Here is an 18,420-nt window from a genome sequence, read left to right on the forward strand (position 1 = left end):
TTACAGCCCCAGATCTTCGAGATCGACCCAGCGGCGCTCGCGGGCGCTCTTGTACCCGGCCTCGGCCAGCTGCACACCCTTCGCTCCTTCGGCCAACGTATAGCGCCACGGCGCATCTTCCAGAACGTGGCGGAGAAACTGCTCCCACTGCACCTTGAAACCGTTGTCGAGCGGAACATTGTCCGGCACCTCTTCCCAGCCGTCATAGAAATTCAGCGGCTGCGGCACATCCGGGTTCCAGACCGGTTTCGGCGTGTTCACACGGTGCTGGGTGAAGCATTTGTGCAGGCCGGCGACCGCCGAGCCATGGGTGCCGTCGATCTGGAACGTGACCAGATCATCGCGGCGCACGCGCGTGCACCAGCTGGAATTGATATGGGCGACGATGTCCCCCTCCAGCATGAATGTCGCATAGGCGGCGTCATCGGCGGTGGCTTTATATTCCTTGCCCGCCTCATCCCATCGCTTGCCGATATGGGTCGCGGTGGTGCAGCTTACGGACTTTACCGGCGCGACGACATTGTCGAGCACATAGCGCCAATGGCACAGCATATCGGAAACGATGCCGCCGCCATCCTCCGCGCGGTAGTTCCAGCTCGGGCGCTGGGCAGGGAGATAATCTCCCTCGAACACCCAATAACCGAACTCGCCCTTGACCGAGAGGATCTTGCCGAAAAAGCCGCTGTCGCGCAGCCGCTTCAGCTTCACCAGGCCCGGCAGATCGAGCTTGTCATGAACGATGCCGTTCTTGACGCCTTTCGAAGCGGCATAGCGGGCAATATCGATCGCTTCCTCAAGCCCCTCGGAAACGGGCTTTTCGCAATAGACATGCTTGCCCGCATCGATCGCCTTTCGCAGCAGGCTTGGCCGAAGCTTGGTCGAGGCGGCGTCGAAGAAGATTTCGTTGTAGGGATCGGCGAGAGCTCCGTCGAGATCGGTCGACCAGCGCTCAACGCCATGCGTCTTTGCGAGGCGCTCGATCTTGCCGGCATCGCGGCCGACGATGATCGGCTCCGGAATTACCCGGCTGCCATCGGCGAGCGCCAGCCCTCCTCCGTTCCTGATGGCCAGAACCGAACGGATGAGATGCTGGTTCATCCCCATCCGGCCCGTTACGCCGTGCATTATAATGCCGATCTTCCTGTCTTCCGCCATGGCTAGCCCTCCCAACTTCACGATTGTCCGCATGGGTGCAGTTTAATTCACCATACGGAGAATTGACGTTTTATCGCAAACACCATCCCGTTTGGCAAGTTGACAATTCATCAATCGGTGAATTATCTCACGGCTGAAAAAAGGAATGTGGAATGGCGCGGCGCAAACCGAACGAAACTGCGGCGGAGGCTGACGGCCAGGGCGACGGGACGGCGAAATCGCGCGATGCCGACCGGTCTAGAAAGCTGCTATTGGAAGTCGCTGGCGCCGAATTCGCCGAATTTGGGCTCGGCGGCGCCCGCATGGCCAGAATTGCCGAAAGGGCCAATCTCGATAAGAAGCTGATCTTCTACTATTTCAAAAGCAAGGAAGCGCTCTACACCGAAGTGCTGGCCGAAACTTATGCGAAAATCCGGCGGGCGGAATCCGAGCTCAATCTTTCCGAATTAAGTCCGGCGGACGCCATATGCCAGCTGACGGAGTTCACCTGGCAATATTATCTGGATAACCCGGACTTCATCACGCTGCTCAACAGCGAAAACCTGCACCGGGCCCGGCATATCAGCACGCTGCCCGACATCAGGAACCTGAACTCGCCGCTCATATCGATGCTGGGCTCGATTTTGGAAAAAGGCGTCGCCACGGGCGAGTTCAAGCCGGGCATCGATCCGGTGCAGCTTTATATCTCCATCGCATCGCTTTCCTATTTTTATCTATCGAACAATCACACGCTTTCAGCAATATTCGGCAGAAATCTTCTGTCGGAACAGGCGAAACGAGAGCGGCTGGAGCATATCAAGCAATTTGTCTTAAGTTATGTGAGAAGTCCGTCAACCTGATCTAGATGCGCCTTCCGTCAGCGCCGAACAGATGTGTCTGGGTGAGCTGGAAACCGAAGGGGATGCTGTCACCGATGCGGATCTGGCGCTGGCCTTCCAGCAGCATCGTCACCGGCTGCCGGTCTGGGGTGCTTGCGTAAACCACCGTCGATCCGCCAAGATGCTCGACCAGCTGTACGGATGCATCGCCAAGTGAAGCTTCCTGCGCTTGCGGATTTAGATGTTCCGGGCGGACGCCAAAGGTCAGCGCTTCATCATCCCGTGCCTCTACGGGCTTGGGCAGGACGATACTGCTTCCGCCCACTTCTATAGTGCGCCGTGAGGCGTCTGAGGGCGAAACCCGTGCGGCGAGGAAATTCATTTTCGGCGAGCCGATGAAACCCGCGACGAACTGGTTGGCGGGATTGTTGTAGAGGTCGAGCGGCTTTCCGGCCTGCATGATGCGCCCCTCGCGTAGGACGACGATCTTGTCGGCCATCGTCATGGCTTCCACCTGATCATGCGTCACATAGATCATGGTCGAGCCCAGCTGCTGATGCAGCCTGGCGATTTCGACGCGCATCTGTACCCGCAGTTCCGCATCGAGATTCGACAGCGGCTCATCGAAGAGGAAAATCCTCGGCTCGCGAACGATTGCCCGCCCGATCGCCACGCGCTGGCGCTGGCCGCCGGAGAGCGCCTTCGGCTTGCGCTGCAGGAGCGGGCCGATCTGGAGGATATCCGCTGCCTTCCTCACACGTGCTTCGATTTCCGCCTTCTTGTAGCCGGCAGTTTCAAGCCCGAAGGCGAGGTTCTTGTAGACCGTCATATGCGGATATAGCGCATAGGACTGAAAGACCATGGCAATGCCGCGCTTGGAGGCGGCAAGCTCGTTCACCCGCTCGCCGTCGATACGCAAATCGCCCTCGGTTATTTCCTCAAGGCCCGCGATCATGCGCAAAAGAGTGGATTTGCCGCAGCCGGAAGGCCCGACGAAAACCGTGAACTCGCCCGGCTCGATGGTGAGATCAATGCCGTGGATGATCGGCAGGGAGCCAAATCGCTTGACGATCTTTTCGAGTTTGATGCTGCTTGCCATGCTGCTCCTCCTCCCCAGTGTGCCCATTCAGGGACGCCAGGTCTTATATTTCGGATGCTCCTGCCCCAGCGGCAGCACCACATCCGAATGCGTCTGGCTTGAATGATAGATCGCTGCCAGCAGTTCGAGCGAACGTCTCGCATCCTCGGCTGTTACGGGCGGCTTCTCGCCCTTTTCCAGCGCACAATAAAGCGCTTCCATCTGCCCGGTGAATCGCCGCCCGACCGGGGGCATATCGCTCAGAAGCGCTTCGATCCTGCGCGCGATGTCCTCATTCGCCGGCACGATGCGCCATGGGCCGTCGCCCGGCGAATAGGCGGCGTGGTTGCTCTCGAAGGTGACATTCTCGAAGGCGAGATGCAGCCGGCTGATTTCCTCCTGCGCGCCGAGGGTCGCGGTCAAGGAGACAAGCGCGCCGTTTTGCATGAGCAGGCTGGCCGAAACGCAATCTTCCACCTCGATGGCATTAACCCGCGTGGCGACGCGTCCGAATACTTGGCTGACCGGCCCCATGAGATAGGTCAGCATGTCGTGCAAATGGATTGCGTGGGTCATCAGAACCCCGCCAAGCTCGGTCGCCCAGCGGCCCCGCCAAGGATTGTCGTAGTAACTGGCGGTACGCTTCCAGAAGGTTTCGGCGGTACCCGCATAGGGCTTGCCCGCCAGCCCGCTTTCGATGATGCGGCGCGCCTGCTGCACGCCCTCCCCATAGCGATACTGGAAGATCGGCATCAGAACGCCTTTTGCTGCCGCTTCTGCCGCGATGACCTGATCGACTTCGAGCAGCGACCCGGTCAACGGCTTTTCGCAGATGACATGCTTCCCCGCGGCGAGCGCTTCCAGAATAAGGCGGGTATGCGGTGCGGGCGGGGTGCAGATGTCGATGATATCGATGTCGGGCATGGCCATCAATTCATCGGACGAAACCGTACGCCGCGGTACGGAGAATTCGTCCGCCACCGTGTTGAGCCGGGTTTCGTCGAGGTCGCAAAGCGCCACGACCTCGAACTTGTCCGGATGCGGCGCGTAGCCCTCAACGATATGCGACCTGCCGATGCCGCAGCCGATGATGCCGACCCTGTAACGCTTAGCCATGATGGGCTCCCTCGGCAATTTGCTGCGCTCTCAGCGCCAGTTCCATGGCCGCGAAGCAGCGCGCCTGCGGCATGGCGGTCTGCGTCCTATTGCGGATATCTTCGAGAAGCTGGCGCCCATAGGGCAAAGGCACTTGCGAGCAATCCATGTATTGGACGCCATTGCGGTCGGTGAGGAACAGATGGTTGCCGCCCTCGCGGCCGGAAATATCGATATTCTTGCGGATTTCGATTGCCCCTTCCGTGCCGGTGATGAAGAGCCGTCCATCGCCCCAGCTTGGCAGGCCATCGGGCGTGAACCAATCGACATGGATGAAACCATTGGCCTTGTCCGTTGAAAGGTGGATGCTGCCGGTGTCCTGCAAGCCCGGCCATTGCGGATACGCGCGGTTAGCGACGCTTGCGGAGAGGATTTTAGCCGTGTCCGCCCCGGTGAAGAACAGGAACTGCTCGCACTGATGCGAGGCGATATCGACGAGAATACCGCCCGTCCGCTGCCGCTCGAAAAACCAGCCGGGACGCGTCGGCGCCCGCAGCCGGTGCGGGCCGAAACCGGCGACGGACACCACCTTGCCGATGGCACCGGCGGCGACGAGTTCGCCCGCCTTCACGGTCGCGCGGTTTTCGAAATGTTCGGAGTAGAGAATGGAATAGATCCGCCCTGTTTCCGCCTGCGCGCGCTTGACTTCATCGAGCTCGGCAAGCGTCACCATGCCGGGCTTATCGGCCATGACATCCTTGCCTGATCGCATCGCTTCGATTGCGATGGCTGCCCGCTGGTCGGGAACGGCGGCGGTGACGATGAGGTCGATGCCGTGGTCTTCGATGAGGCGGCGCGGATCGTCGGCGCGTGGGCTATCCGGATATTTTTCGGCAAAGGCGCGGGAAAGGTCGTTATCCGCCGCATGAAAGCCGGCAAGTTCCGCTCCGGCGTTAAGCAGGCAGGCGGTTTGCCCGAAAATATGGTCGTGTTCGATGCCGATGACGGCGAATTTGACTGAACTCATGGGGATTTATCGCTTCATGCCTGTTGTGGCGATGCCTTCGATGAGAAGGCGCTGAAAGAAGAGGAAGAACAGGAACACCGGCACCAGCGAGAGGTTGGACATGGCGAAGAGCGCTGTCCAGTCCGAGCTTCCGGTCGAATCCACGAAGGAGCGCAAACCGAGCTGCACCGTGTAGGTGTTGATGTCGTTCAAATAGATCAGCGGACCGAAGAAATCGTCCCATGTCCAGATGAAGGAGAAGATCGCCGCGGTCGCCAGCACCGGCAGGGACAGCGGCAGCATGATTTTCCAGTAGATACGGAACGGGCTGCAGCCATCCATCACCGCCGCTTCGTCCAGCTCGCGCGGAATGCCTCGGAAGAACTGCACCATGAGGAAGATGAAGAACGCATCGGTCGCCAGATATTTCGGCACAATCAGCGGCAGCGAGGTGTTCACCCAGCCGAGCTTCAGGAACAGGATATATTGCGGGATGAGGACGACGTGATAGGGCAGCATCAGCGTGCCCAGCATCAGCGCAAACCAGAAGTTCCGCCCGCCGAAGCGCAGGCGCGCAAAGGCGAAGGCGGCGAGCGAGCAGCCGACGACATTGCCGATGGTGGCGAGCACCGCGATGAAGAACGAGTTCCAGAAAAAGCGTCCGAAACTGACCTGCAGCCCGGTCCATCCTCTTATATAGCCGCCAAGATCGACCGAGGATGGAATGAGCGAGGTGGAGCCGAACAGTTCGTCCTGCGGCCGGAACGAGCCCGAGAGCATCCACAGGATCGGATAGAGCATGGCGAAAGACGCCGCGATCAGCAGGGCATGCAGCAGCACCGATTTCAGGGCTGAGCGCTGCGGCGTCTGGCCGGGGTGGGTGGAGATGGCGGCGTCAGTCATCGTAATGCACCCAATATTTCGCCGACAGGAACGAGAAGGCCGTGAACAGCGAGATGATGATCACCAATATCCAGGCGAGCGCCGAGGCATAGCCCATGCGGAAGAAGCCGAAAGCCTCCTGATAGAGATAGAGCGTGTAGAAAAGCGTCGAGTTGATCGGCCCGCCCGTGCCTTCGGAAATGATGAAGGCCGGGGTGAAAGCCTTGAAGGCGTCGATGGTCTGGATCACCGCATTGAAGAAGATCACAGGCGTCAGCAGCGGCAGCGTGATGCGGAAGAACTGGCGCAGCTTGCTCGCGCCATCCATCTCGGCGGCTTCATACATATCCTGCGGGATTTGACGCAGACCGGCGAGGAAGATGATCATCGGCGAGCCGAACTGCCAGACGGACAGGATCACCAGCGTGTAGATCGAATAATCCGGGTTCGAAATCCAGCTTGGCCCCTCATAGCCGAAGAGCTTCCACAGCGCCATGTTGATGAGGCCGTCGGAGGCGAAGAGCTGCCGCCACAGGACGGCGATGGCCACGCTGGAACCGAGCAGCGACGGCAGATAGAAGATCGCCCGGTAAAGCGTCAGCCCCCTGATGCCGCGATTGAAGGCGAGCGCGACGAGCAGCGCGAAGACCAGCTTCAGCGGAACCGACAGCAGCACATAGATGAAGGTAACCTGCATCGCCGCGGCGAATTTCGGATCGGCAGTTGCGATGCGCACATAATTGGCCGCGCCCACCCAGTCGGGCGATTGCAGCAGATCGTAATTAGTGAAGGACAGATAAAGCGAAACAAGCGCCGGCCCGAGGGTCAGGCCGAAGAACCCGATAAGCCAGGGCAGGAGGAACAGATAGGCATGGATATTGCGGTCGAATATCCGTTTGAGCCCCCCTTTCTTCGGGAGAGGCTGAGCCCGCCCCTCCCCGGGAATGGATTCGGCGTAAAGGGTCATCAGCCGCTACTTCCGCTTGACGATATTTTCCGCTTCCTGGACGAGACGTGTCCCGCCTTCCTCGGGCGTGATCCGTTTGAACGCCACCTCCTCCGCCACGCGTTTCAGCGCGAAGGCGAACTCGCCCGCGCCGGGCGGCGGAGCGGGCGGCAAAGGGCCGACGCCGGGGGTGATGTCAGCGATATATTGCACCATGCTCTTGCTCACATCGTCCAGCTTTCCGGTCAGTTGATCGCGCATGGAGCTCGATGCGGGAACGCCGCGCTCGACACCCAGAAGGTCGACGCCTTCGGGCGTGGCGACGAGGAAATTGATGAAGCCAACGGCATCCGCGATGCCCTTGCTGCCATTGGCGACGCTGATCAGCATCGATGGCTTCAGGTAATGGCCGGAAGGCGCATCCGCCGCGATCTTCGGGTAGGCGGCAAGCGAAAGCTTGGCTTTGTTAAGGGCCTGATAGCCGACGAACTGGTTGGAATGGGCGAAGGCCGTCGCCGCTTTGCCGGTCGTCAGCGCATTGGTTTCGATGTTCAATTGATCGAGCGCCTGAATATCTGCCGGCACGCAGGCACCGTTTTCGCGCATCTTCGCCCACATCGCGAACCACTTCCCGGCATCCGAGGCGTCGTAGCCGATCTTGCCATCCTCGGTATAAAGCGACTTGCCCTGCTGGCGCAGCCAGTTTTCGAAGCTGGGCTCAAGGCCGCTCGCATCCGCCGTGGCATAATAGCCGGGCTTGGGCTTGTTCTCGCCGAATTTCGCGGCGTTTTCGGCGAATTCCTCCCATGTCTTCACTTGAGAAGGCGGCGTCGCGCCGGTCTTTTCCCACGCAGCGCCATCGAACATCAGCGCGCTGGAATTGACGCCGAGATTGATGCCGTAGAGCTTGCCGTCGACACGGCCGGAATCGATATTCATCGCGCCGAAATCGGCGATGTTCAGCCCCTTGCCCAGATAATCGTCGAGGGGCGCCAGCGCGCCGCGCCGGGCATATTCGAAGATGTAGCGGTAATCCATCTGGATGAGGTCGGGCGCATTTTGCCCGGCGACCTGGGTGGCGAGACGCGGCCAGTAATCGCTCCAGCCGGCGAATTCGCCCGCGATGGTCAAGTCCGGCTTCACCTTCTTATAGGCCTCGATGGCCTTGTTGGTGCGGTCGGCCCGCTCCTGCGACCCCCACCAGAGCATGCGCAGGCGGGTCGCTTGCGAAAACGCCCTTCCTCCTCCCAGCGCGGCAAGTGAAAATGCGGCCAAACCCGCTGTAAGCACAGCGCGCCTCTGAAGCATCACGGACATTGGCAACTCCTCCCTGATGACTGCCAAGTTGATAATGCGGGTATGCGACTGTTGTCATTTAATAACTAATTGGTTACATCGGACCATCGATCCCCTTCCTTGTCAAGTGGCTATGGAATGAGCGAAAGCAGAAAAGAACAGATGCCGGTTTCCGTGCCCGAAACAACGGCAAAGAGGAAACGCGCCCAGCAGGTGCGCAATCCGGAGCGCACCCGCGCGGCCATTCTGGAGGCGGCGCGGCGCGAAGTGGCCGACAAGGGGCTTGCCGGTGCGCGGGTTGATGTCGTCGCGCGCCGCGCCGGCACCAACAAGCGCATGATCTACCATTATTTCGGTGACAAGGATGCGCTTTATCTGGCGGTGCTGGAGGACACCTATCGCCATATCCGCCATGCCGAACGCCGTCTGGACCTGACGCGCAAGGCGCCGTCTGAAGGTCTGCGGGAACTCGCGCTCTTCACCTGGCATTATTACCTCGATCACCCGGAATTCCTGAGCATTCTCGCGACGGAAAACCTCAACCAGGCCCGCTATCTCCGGCAGTCCAAGGTGATTACCGAGATGCACTCCAATTTCATTTCCGAACTGGAGGATGTGCTGCGGCGCGGCCGGGAGGCAGGCGAGTTCCGTGCCGGGCTCGACCCGGTCGATGTCTATCTCACCATCGCCTCACTCGGGTTCTTTTACCTCTCGAACCGCTACACCCTGTCGACCATTTTCCAGCGCGACCTGATGGCGCGGGCGGAGCTTGAGCGCTGGGGACAGCATATCGTCGAGACGCTTCTTGCGGTGCTGCGGCCCGAATAAGCCCGCCTGCGAAACACGCCTTGACAGATGTTTCCTTTCGGAAAATAAATAACTAAATGGTTACAAAATTGCCATTCTGATTAAGCGGCGGTGCCGGGAGCCGGCCGCTTCGGGGAGGAAAATTGACCGGCGAGGGAGCGGTAAAAGTCAGGGATGCCATGCTTTTCGAACGGCGCGTGACAATGCGCATGCCGTTCCGCTTCGGCGCCGCCACCGTGCGCGAGGCGAGCCAGATTTTCCTGCGCCTGACGGTGGAGGATAGCAAAGGCCGCTACGCGCATGGCTATGCCACCGAACTGATGGTGCCGAAATGGTTCGACAAGAACCCGGCGCTGAGCGCCGCTGATAACGAAGAGCAGTTGCGTCACTCAGTTCGTATCGCCCTCAAGCTTGCGGTCGATGCACCGTCCGCGCCCGCTTTCGCCCTGCACGCGGCGCTGGAAAGCGAGCAGCACCGTCTTGCAGCCACGGAAGGTCTCAACGATCTCATCGCTTCCTTCGGGCTTGCGCTCACCGACCGCGCGGTGCTCGACGCGCTTTGCCGCATGCACGATCTTTCCATTGCCGAGGCGATCCGCACCAATCTTCCCCGGATCGATGCAAGCACCACGTCCGACCTCTCAGGCTTCGATATCGGGAGCTTCCTCACCAGCCTCAAGCCGCAGTCGAGCCTCGCACTTCGTCATACCGTCGGCTATCTCGACGCTTTGACCCCGAGCGATATTTCCGGCCCGCGCGTCGATGATGGCTTGCCGGAATGCCTCGAAGAAGAGATTCACGCCTATGGTGTCAGCTATTTCAAGCTGAAGGTGTCCGGACGTCCGAGCGAAGACGCGGCTCGCCTGAAAGCGATTGCCTCGGTGCTGGATGCCCTGCCGGACTATCGGATAACGCTCGACGGCAACGAACAGTTTGAAGACGAGGCGGCGGTGCTCGAACTTTTGGACCGCATCGAGGCCGAACCCGCCTTGGCTCGCTTGCGCCACTCCCTGCTTTTCGTGGAGCAGCCCTTTCCCCGTGCCATTGCCCTCACCAGCCCCGCAAGAAAGCTGGCGGCGCGCGTTCCTCTCGAAATCGATGAATCGGACGGGACCAAAGACGCGTTTCTTCTGGCATGCGATCAGGGCTATCGCGGCGTGTCGTCCAAATCCTGCAAGGGTTTCTACCGCTCGCTTTTGAACCGTATCCGTGTCGAAAAATGGAATGTCGAAGGCGATGGCGGTTTCTTCATGTCGGCCGAGGATTTGACCACCCAGGCAGGCATTGCCGTGCAACAGGATCTGGCGCTTGCGGCGCTGCTGGGGCTCGGCCATGTCGAGCGCAACGGCCATCACTATGTCGATGGCATGCAAGGCGCCGATGACGAGGAGGCACGCGCCTGGCATAGGGCGCATGGCGATCTTTACCGGCAGGCACCGGACGGACGCCTTCGTCTCACCATTCAAAATGGCAGGCTTTCGCTGGGCACCACGCTTGGCGCCGCGGGTCTCGGCATTTGCGGAGATGCCGCCGCAGCCAGCTTCGCGGCGCTGGAAAAAGGGAGGAGCATGACATGAAACGCACGCGCTATGCCCTGGTCGGGACGGGCAATCGCGGCACGACGATGTGGGGACGCGAGCTGATTGCGGGGTGGAGCGATTATGTGGAACTCGTCGGCATCTGCGACTTGAACCTCATGCGCGCCGAACGGGCACGGGCCATGATCGGATCAGACGCGCCGCTTTACGCCGATTTCGACCTGATGATGGCCGAATTGAAACCAGCCCTCGTGATCGTCTGCACCCCCGACGATACCCACGACGATATCATCGTGCGCGCGCTCGAAGCCGGGGCCGATGTGATCAGCGAAAAACCGATGACCACGACGCCGGAGAAGATCGACCGCATCCTGGCGGCGGAGGCGAGGACCGGCCGCCGGGTGGACGTCTCCTTCAATTACCGCTTCGCTCCCACGGCAGCGCGGATCAAGGAACTGATCAATGACGGCGCCATTGGCGAGGTCACGTCGGTCGATTTCCATTGGTATCTCGATAACAGGCACGGCGCGGATTATTTCCGTCGTTGGCATGCCTTTACCGAACGGTCGGGCAGCCTGTTCGTGCATAAGGCCACGCACCATTTCGACCTTCTGAACTGGTATCTCGATTCCGATCCCGTCGAGGTGAAGGGCTTCGGCCAGCTCCTGCATTACGGCCGCAACGGACCTTTTCGCGGACCGCGCTGCCGCATCTGCCCGCACAAGGACGAGTGCGATTATTATTTCGATCTCTCCGCCGATCCGTTCCTCGATACGCTTTATGAGGAACCTTCAACCGTCGATGGCTATGTCCGCGATGCCTGCGTCTTCCGCGAGGAGATCGACATTCCCGATACCATGACCGCTTCGATCCGCTATGCCAGCGGCGTGCAGGTCTCCTATTCGCTCAACACCTATATGCCGATCGAGGGACACCATATCGCCTTCAACGGCCATAAGGGCCGCATCGAAATGCGGCAATATGAAAAGCAACCCTGGACGGAACCGCCGGCGGACGAAATCCTGCTCATCCGTAGTTTCGGCGGCGGCGTCGAGCATATCTGGGTGCCGCATGAGCCCGGCGGCCATTATGGCGGCGACAACCGCATGCGCGACATGATCTTCAAGCCGGGTTCGAACGACCGCCTGCGGCAGCGCGCCGGGTCGCGGGCGGGAGCCATGTCGGTGCTATGCGGTGTGGCGGCGCTGGAAAGTGCGCGCAAAGGCGGCTCGGTTTTTGTCCAGTCTCCACAGGTGTGAGGCGTATACCCAGTAAATCAGGGGAATGTCGGCTGGGACAAACTAATACGATCAGGCCGGATGCTGCTGCACGCTCAGGCCTCCGTCAATCGTGAGGCAGGTGGCATTCATGAACGGGCATTCGTCTGATATCATGAAGACAGCCGCCATCGCGATTTCCTCCGGCGTCGCGATCCTGCCGCCGGGGTGAAGCTTCATCGTTTCAGCCTTCGCGGCTTTGGGATCGGGAAAACTGTCCCAATAGTCGATGACTTTCTGCGTCGATACATAACCCGGCGCAATCGCATTTACCCGGATATTGCGCGCGGCGTATTCGAGGCCTAGCGATTTCGTCATCCCGAGGAGCGCATGCTTGGCAAGGGGATAGGGGAATGTGTGCGGGATGATGGTGAAGGCATGGGTCGAGGCGATGTTGAGGATGACGCCGCCGCCCTCTTCTATCATTCCAGGCAGCACCGCCTTGCAGCAGTTCCACGCGCCCTTGAGATTGATATCGAAGCAGCGCGCCCATTCCTCGTCGCTGGTTTCGAGCGGTTCGGCGAAGACGTTGACACCGGCATTGTTGATGAGTGCATTGATGGTGCCAATCTCGCTGTTGGCTCGCTCAACCGCTTCGGAAATCGCCTGACCATCGGTGATATCCGCCGCGCAAAACCCGAGCGTCGCGCCATCGGCTTTCATCTCCTCGGCAACCTGCTCCAGCAGCGTCGCCTCCCGGTCGATCAGAAATAGGCTGGCATCCTCGCGTGAGCAGGCTTTGGCGATTGCAAGGCCGATGCCTTGCGCCGCGCCGGTGATCAGGATTCGCTTGCCGGAAAGACGCTTGGACATGACGCCGACCTTTCTCACCATTCCGCCACGCTGCCATCGGCATGACGCCAGAGGGGGTTTCGCCAGCGATGCCCCTCCCTCGCCCGCTCTATCACATAGGCTTCGTTCACCTCTATGCCGAGGCCCGGCCCTTGCGGGATCGCAACGAAACCGTCGGAGTAAGCGAAAACCTCCGGATTGGAGATATAATCCAGAATGTCGTTCGCCTCGTTATAATGGATCCCGAGACTCTGCTCCTGAATGAAGGCGTTGTAGGACACCGCGTCCACCTGAAGACAGGCGGCAAGGGCAATCGGCCCCAGCGGACAATGTGGTGCCAGCGCCACATCATAAGCTTCCGCCATGGCCGCGATCTTGCGGCATTCGGTGATGCCCCCGGCATGGGAAAGGTCGGGCTGGATGATATCGACATAACCGTCCGAAAATACCGATTTGAAATCCCAGCGCGAATAAAGCCGCTCGCCCAGCGCAATCGGCGTCGAGCAATGATTGGCGATCTCCTTCAGCGCCTCCCTGTTTTCCGAAAGCACCGGCTCTTCGATGAACATCAGCTTATAGGGCTCGAGCTCCCTGGCGAGAACCTTGGCCATCGGCTTGTGGAGACGGCCATGGAAATCCACGCCAATGCCGATATGCGGTCCGACGGCCTCCCGCACCGTCGCGATGACCTCGACTGCCTTATCGACCTTTTCGTTGGTATCGACGATCTGCATCTCCTCGGAGCCGTTGAGCTTGATCGCCTTGAAGCCGCGGGCAACAATGTCCCTGGCATTACGGGCGACATCGGCGGGGCGGTCGCCGCCGATCCAGCTATAGACCTTGATCCGGTCACGAAGCTGGCCGCCTAGCAAGGAATGGACGGGCACGCCGAGCGCCCTCCCCTTGATATCCCATAGCGCCTGATCGATGCCGGCAAGCGCGCTCATATGCACCGCCCCGCCCCGGTAAAAGCCGCCGCGGTAGAGGACCGTCCAGTGATCCTCGATGAGGAACGGGTCCTTGCCGATAAGGTAATCGGCCATCTCGTGGACAGCGGCCTCAACCGTCAATGCGCGCCCCTCCACCACTGGCTCACCCCAGCCGGCAATCCCTGCGTCCGTCTCAATTTTCAGGAACAGCCAGCGCGGCGGCACGATATAGGTGGTCAGCTTGGTGATCTTCATCGAAATATTCCAAGGTTTTGCGGCTGCAGGCGGATGCTGCCCGACAGGTTTTCTCCCGGTTTCAGGATCTGAAGATCGCCAAGCCCGGGAAGATTATGCCCATTCGCCAGATGGGACATCGGCTCGAAGCAGAAATAGTCGCGCTTGAAATCCGGATCGAAAGACGTGTCTGAAACAAAGACGAAGGCGTGCCTGAACAGCCGGTCGGCCTTAATGGCAAGAGCGGTATGCCGCTCCGGCCAGGAGATGAGAGCTTCACCGGACCAGTCCTCAAGACCGTTATTCACCCACCGATGCGGCAATGGGGACGGCGAGGAAAAATCAAGGTCCGCCGGCATCGGCGCGCGCTCGCCGGGCAGCCACCCATCCGCCTCGGTCCGGAAGAACCCTGCCGGTGCCAGAAGCGTCGTGCGCGGCGTTAACGGAAAAAACGGATGCCACCCCAGGCCGAAGAGCATTGCGCGTTCACCGCAATTCTCCACCGAAAGCTTCATTTCGAGTTGATTTTCTGTCAGCGAAACTACCTGCTCCGCCCGGTATTCGTATGGCGTGTGCCCACCACGGTGCTCGAAGGTCAAGGTGATGGCGTCAGCGGCCAGATTCGCGACCGTCCACTCCCCCTGCCATCCGTCACCATGGAGATAGTGTTCATCCCAATCCGTGTTGGGCTTCAGAGTATAATCGTTGCCGCCGAACGAGAACCGGTTTCCCGCGACACGGTTGCCGAATGGCACGAGCGGGTAGCATCCCGACGCGGCGGCATCCGCATCATCGCTTATGGCCGGCCGCAAAAGCGGCACTTCGCCGGCAGTGCCGCCCCACCAGAGTCCCAGAATGACGCCCCCCTTCGTCGATATGCGCAGGCGCAAGTCACCGGTTATGAGTTCGTGGGCTCCCATGGCCTCGCCTTTATTGCGCAGAGCGCTGTGCTCCATGATTATTCGCGAGTTCGAAGCAGGCACCATAAATTTGATCCGATGAATGTCAATATAAATATGATTTATTTTGCTTCTAATAGCGGTGGTGAATCGCTATGTTATGGTAAATGGACAGATGGAGAGTCAGCGCGAAGGAGAGAAAACGAGTGAATGACGGAACCATCAGCCGCGCCCTGACGGCCAATGGCGACCCCATTGCCAAAGGCGGCAAGCGGGGCGTTCGCGAGGCGATTCTCCAACGTTTCATCGAGAAGATCGTGTCGGGCGAATTTGCCGAAAGCGCGACGCTACCGAATGAGGCCGAGCTGACGGAGCAATTCGGCGTCAGCAGAACGAGCCTGCGCGAGGCCATGCAATATATGGCGGCCATCGGCATGATCCGCTCCAGGACGCGGGCAGGAACGATCGTTCTTCCCCGGGAAAACTGGAACTATCTCGACCCGCTTCTGCTCGATATCATGCTGACCATCGGCGGCGATGAGACCTTCTATTCTTCGCTTATCGATGCGCGGCAGTTGCTGGAGCCCGCGGCGGCGGCGCAGGCCGCGGCCAATGCGAATGCGCGGCAGCTCGCGCAGATCGCTAGGGCTTTCGAGGACATGGTGGAGGCCAATTCGCGCGATAATGAGATGTGGAGCCGCGCGGATCTCGAATTCCATACCGCCATCATCAATGCGAGCGGCAATTGGGTCTATCGCCAGTTCGCAAGCGCAATCCGCGCTGCCCTGCTCGCCAGCTTCCGCCTCACCAACCGCGCCAGCCAGTCGCATGAACAGGCGATCCTGAAACATCAGGACGTTCTGGAAGCGATAAGGATGCGCCGTCCGGACGCCGCCCGGCACGCGATGGAACAACTAATTGGCGTCGCCCGCATCGAAATGACCGATGCGCTCCGGAAGGCGCGGAGCAGTGCTCCCGCTGTGGATCTCAACATCAAGTAACAAACGGGTGAAAATAATCATACATAAATATTGACTGGTATGATTTTATGGCGATACTGATGGCTGCGGCCGTGGAAGCGGCATGCCGACATTTCAGGGAGGAAGGACAATGCGTGCATTGAAGGCAGTTCTGCTCGCCGGAGCATTCGCCGTCGCCATGGCTGGAGCCGCATTTGCGGCGGATGTGAAAATCGGTTTCATAGTGAAGCAGCCGGAGGAGCCCTGGTTTCAGGACGAATGGAAATTCGCCGATGAGGCGGCCAGGGAAAAAGGCTTTACCCTCGTCAAGATCGGCGCCGAGGATGGCGAGAAGGCCCTTTCGGCCCTCGATAATCTCGGCGCGCAAGGGGCGCAGGGCGTCATCATCTGCGTGCCCGACGTCAAACTCGGCCCAGGTATCGTCGCCAAGGCAGCCGCCAACAATCTCAAGCTGATGACGGTGGACGACCGTCTGGTCGGTGCGGACGGGAAGCCGCTGGAGAACGTTCCGCATATGGGCATCTCCGCCACCAAGATCGGCGAAACTGTGGGGCAGGCGATTGTCGACGAAATCAAGAAGCGCGGCTGGGACATGAAGTCCGTCGGCGCAATCCGCGTTTCCTATGACCAGCTTCCGACCGCCGTCGACCGCGTGGACGGTGCGATCTCGGTGCTGAAGGCCGCAGGTTTCCCGGCCGCGAATATATACGATGCACCGCAGGCGCGGACCGATACGGAAGCGGCGTTGAATGCCGCCACGACGGTTCTCAACAAGCATCCCGATGTCAAGCACTGGGTTGCATTCGGTCTCAATGACGAAGCGGTGCTGGGCGCGGTCCGCGCCACGGAGTCCGTCGGTATTCCGGCCAAGGATGTCATCGGTGTCGGCATCGGCGGCGCCGAGTCCGCCATCAATGAGTTCAAGAAGCCTGCTCCGACCGGTTTCTACGGCACGGTGATCATCTCGCCGAAGCGTCATGGCTATGAGACCGCCATGATGATGTATGATTGGATTGCCAACGGCAAGGAGCCGCCAATGCTCACCCTCACCTCGGGCTCGCTGGCGCTGCGCGACAACTACCAGCAGGTGCGTAAGGAACTCGGCATCGAATAAGCCTTGTGATAACGCATGCCCGGCGATGCGGTCGCCGGGCTCCCGAAAGGAGCAGCGATGCCATTTCTTGAATTCCGGAACATTTCCAAGGCATATCCGGGCGTTCAGGCGCTCTCGGATGTCTCCCTGACGGTCGAGAAAGGCGCAGTCCATGGCCTGATGGGCGAGAACGGGGCGGGGAAATCGACGCTCATCCGCATTCTCTCGGGCGACCAGTCCGCGGATACCGGAACGATTACCGTCGACGGGGTCGAGCAGAATTACAGCTCGGCGCGCGATGCCTTCAAAGCGGGTGTCGTCGTCATCCATCAGGAGCTTCAACTCGTTCCCGAACTGACCGTTGCGGAAAATCTCTGGCTTGGCCGTTTTCCGGCAAAGGCCGGTGTGATCAATGGCCGAACCTTGGTCGAAACCGTTCGCGCCAAGCTTCAGGAGATCGGTATCGATGTCGACCCGGCAGCGAAGGTCGCCTCGCTTTCCATCGGCGCGCGCCAGATGGTGGAGATTGCCAAAGCGGTGATGCTGGATGCCCGCGTGATCGCTCTCGATGAACCGACCTCCTCCTTGTCGGCCCGTGAAAGCGAAATCCTCTTCTCGCTGATCGGGAAATTGAAGGCGAAGGGCACGATCATTCTCTATGTTTCCCATCGTCTGGACGAAATATTCCGCCTTTGCGACAGCCTGACCGTCTTGCGCGACGGCAGGCTCGCCGCCCATCATCCCTCCATTGCCAATATAACGCGCGAACGGGTCATTGCCGAGATGGTCGGCCGGGAAATCAGCGACATCTGGGGCTGGCGCGAACGGCCGCTTGGCGAGATCCGGCTGGAGGTAAAGGATCTCTGCGGCGAGAAATTGCGCAATCCGATCAGTTTCAGCGTGCGGCGGGGCGAGATCCTCGGTTTTTTCGGTCTCATCGGCGCCGGACGCAGCGAAATGGCGCGACTGCTTTACGGCGCCGATCATCGCTATCAGGGCAGCGTGACGATTGATGGTAAGATGGTCCCGCCGAACAGTCCCCGCGCGGCAATCAGCAGCGGAATGGTGCTCTGTCCGGAAGATCGGAAATTTGACGGCATCATTCAGGGAAGATCGATCGAAGAGAACATCGTCATTTCCTCGCGCCGACACTTTTCCCCGCTGGGTATCCTCAACCGCAGGAAGGAAAGCGCGCTCGCCGATCAATTCATAGCGCGGCTCAAGGTGCGCACGCCCTCACGCAAGCAGGACATCATCAATCTCTCCGGCGGCAATCAGCAGAAGGTCATTCTGGGGCGCTGGCTCTCCGAGCACGGCGCCAAGGTGCTCGTCATCGATGAGCCGACCCGGGGGATCGATGTCGGAGCCAAGGCTGAAATTTACGACATTCTCTACAGTCTGGCCGAAGCCGGCATGTCCATCATCGTCATATCAAGCGAACTGCCCGAGGTGATGGGCATTTCCGACCGCATCATCGTGATGTGCCAGGGCCGGATTGCGGCGGACATCGAGCGCGCCGATTTCGACGAGCGCAATATCCTGGCTGCGGCCCTGCCCGACCGGCGTGCCGCGACCGCGAACTGATCAGGAACCCA

At 60.0% G+C, this 18,420-nt stretch carries 17 protein-coding genes; 7 read left to right on the forward strand and 10 right to left on the reverse strand.

Features of this window, described 5'->3' with window-relative positions:
* Positions 1-1,155, reverse strand: coding sequence for a Gfo/Idh/MocA family protein (locus ACOWVG_RS16520; protein ID WP_420963413.1), 1,155 nt, complete (start codon positions 1,153-1,155; stop codon positions 1-3).
* 152 nt (positions 1,156-1,307) lie between these two features.
* Here ACOWVG_RS16520 and ACOWVG_RS16525 point away from each other — a divergent pair, with 152 nt between their 5' ends.
* A complete protein-coding gene (locus ACOWVG_RS16525; protein ID WP_420963414.1) occupies positions 1,308-1,994 on the forward strand; it encodes a TetR/AcrR family transcriptional regulator in 687 nt (228 codons plus the stop codon).
* Position 1,995: 1 nt separating this feature from the next.
* Here ACOWVG_RS16525 and ACOWVG_RS16530 read toward each other — a convergent pair whose 3' ends face one another.
* The 6 genes from ACOWVG_RS16530 to ACOWVG_RS16555 are packed head-to-tail and all read right to left on the reverse strand — an operon-like array spanning position 1,996 to position 8,297.
* A complete protein-coding gene (locus tag ACOWVG_RS16530; protein WP_420963415.1) occupies positions 1,996-3,072 on the reverse strand; it encodes an ABC transporter ATP-binding protein in 1,077 nt (358 codons plus the stop codon).
* A gap of 27 nt (positions 3,073-3,099) precedes the next feature.
* Positions 3,100-4,167, reverse strand: coding sequence for a Gfo/Idh/MocA family protein (locus tag ACOWVG_RS16535; RefSeq protein ID WP_420963416.1), 1,068 nt, complete (start codon positions 4,165-4,167; stop codon positions 3,100-3,102).
* Positions 4,160-5,173, reverse strand: coding sequence for a Gfo/Idh/MocA family protein (locus ACOWVG_RS16540; protein WP_420963417.1), 1,014 nt, complete (start codon positions 5,171-5,173; stop codon positions 4,160-4,162). The genes ACOWVG_RS16535 and ACOWVG_RS16540 overlap by 8 nt, the downstream gene beginning before the upstream one ends.
* A 6-nt stretch (positions 5,174-5,179) precedes the next feature.
* A complete protein-coding gene (locus tag ACOWVG_RS16545) occupies positions 5,180-6,055 on the reverse strand; it encodes a carbohydrate ABC transporter permease (protein WP_420963418.1) in 876 nt (291 codons plus the stop codon).
* Positions 6,048-7,001: a carbohydrate ABC transporter permease gene (locus ACOWVG_RS16550; protein WP_420963419.1), complete on the reverse strand. Its 954-nt coding sequence runs from the start codon at positions 6,999-7,001 to the stop codon at positions 6,048-6,050. The genes ACOWVG_RS16545 and ACOWVG_RS16550 overlap by 8 nt, the downstream gene beginning before the upstream one ends.
* Before the next feature lie 6 nt (positions 7,002-7,007).
* Complete coding sequence (locus ACOWVG_RS16555) at positions 7,008-8,297, reverse strand: ABC transporter substrate-binding protein (protein ID WP_420963420.1); 1,290 nt, start codon at positions 8,295-8,297, stop codon at positions 7,008-7,010.
* A 117-nt stretch (positions 8,298-8,414) separates the two neighbouring features.
* Between ACOWVG_RS16555 and ACOWVG_RS16560 the strand changes: the two genes are divergently transcribed.
* From ACOWVG_RS16560 to ACOWVG_RS16570, 3 genes are all read left to right on the forward strand, one after another.
* On the forward strand, positions 8,415-9,104 hold the full coding sequence (locus ACOWVG_RS16560; RefSeq protein WP_420963421.1) for a TetR/AcrR family transcriptional regulator: 690 nt from the start codon (positions 8,415-8,417) through the stop codon (positions 9,102-9,104).
* A 122-nt stretch (positions 9,105-9,226) separates the two neighbouring features.
* Positions 9,227-10,660, forward strand: coding sequence for a mandelate racemase (locus tag ACOWVG_RS16565; RefSeq protein WP_420963422.1), 1,434 nt, complete (start codon positions 9,227-9,229; stop codon positions 10,658-10,660).
* The gene (locus ACOWVG_RS16570) at positions 10,657-11,880 is read left to right on the forward strand and encodes a Gfo/Idh/MocA family protein (RefSeq protein ID WP_420963423.1); all 1,224 of its coding nucleotides are present in this window, start codon (positions 10,657-10,659) and stop codon (positions 11,878-11,880) included. Before ACOWVG_RS16565 ends, ACOWVG_RS16570 begins: the two co-directional genes overlap by 4 nt.
* A gap of 51 nt (positions 11,881-11,931) precedes the next feature.
* Here the strand turns inward: ACOWVG_RS16570 and ACOWVG_RS16575 are convergent, their stop codons facing one another.
* Genes ACOWVG_RS16575 through ACOWVG_RS16585 form a run of 3 tightly spaced genes read right to left on the reverse strand, consistent with a single transcriptional unit; the run spans position 11,932 to position 14,809 of the window.
* Complete coding sequence (locus tag ACOWVG_RS16575) at positions 11,932-12,711, reverse strand: SDR family oxidoreductase (protein WP_420963424.1); 780 nt, start codon at positions 12,709-12,711, stop codon at positions 11,932-11,934.
* A 14-nt stretch (positions 12,712-12,725) separates the two neighbouring features.
* Complete coding sequence (dgoD, locus tag ACOWVG_RS16580; protein ID WP_420963425.1) at positions 12,726-13,874, reverse strand: galactonate dehydratase; 1,149 nt, start codon at positions 13,872-13,874, stop codon at positions 12,726-12,728.
* A complete protein-coding gene (locus tag ACOWVG_RS16585) occupies positions 13,871-14,809 on the reverse strand; it encodes an aldose 1-epimerase (protein ID WP_420963426.1) in 939 nt (312 codons plus the stop codon). Before ACOWVG_RS16585 ends, dgoD begins: the two co-directional genes overlap by 4 nt.
* 149 nt (positions 14,810-14,958) lie before the next feature.
* On the opposite strand from ACOWVG_RS16585, the gene ACOWVG_RS16590 reads away from it, so the two are divergent.
* The 3 genes from ACOWVG_RS16590 (at position 14,959) to araG (ending at position 18,409) form a co-directional block, all read left to right on the forward strand.
* On the forward strand, positions 14,959-15,753 hold the full coding sequence (locus ACOWVG_RS16590) for a FadR/GntR family transcriptional regulator (RefSeq protein WP_420963427.1): 795 nt from the start codon (positions 14,959-14,961) through the stop codon (positions 15,751-15,753).
* A gap of 109 nt (positions 15,754-15,862) precedes the next feature.
* A complete protein-coding gene (locus ACOWVG_RS16595; protein ID WP_420963428.1) occupies positions 15,863-16,846 on the forward strand; it encodes an arabinose ABC transporter substrate-binding protein in 984 nt (327 codons plus the stop codon).
* 57 nt (positions 16,847-16,903) lie between these two features.
* Positions 16,904-18,409, forward strand: a complete 1,506-nt coding sequence (gene araG / locus ACOWVG_RS16600) for an L-arabinose ABC transporter ATP-binding protein AraG (RefSeq protein WP_420963429.1) — start codon at positions 16,904-16,906, stop codon at positions 18,407-18,409.
* Positions 18,410-18,420 lie beyond the last annotated feature (11 nt).

The organism is Brucella sp. IR073 (assembly GCF_049065735.1).
Lineage (GTDB): Bacteria > Pseudomonadota > Alphaproteobacteria > Rhizobiales > Rhizobiaceae > Paramesorhizobium.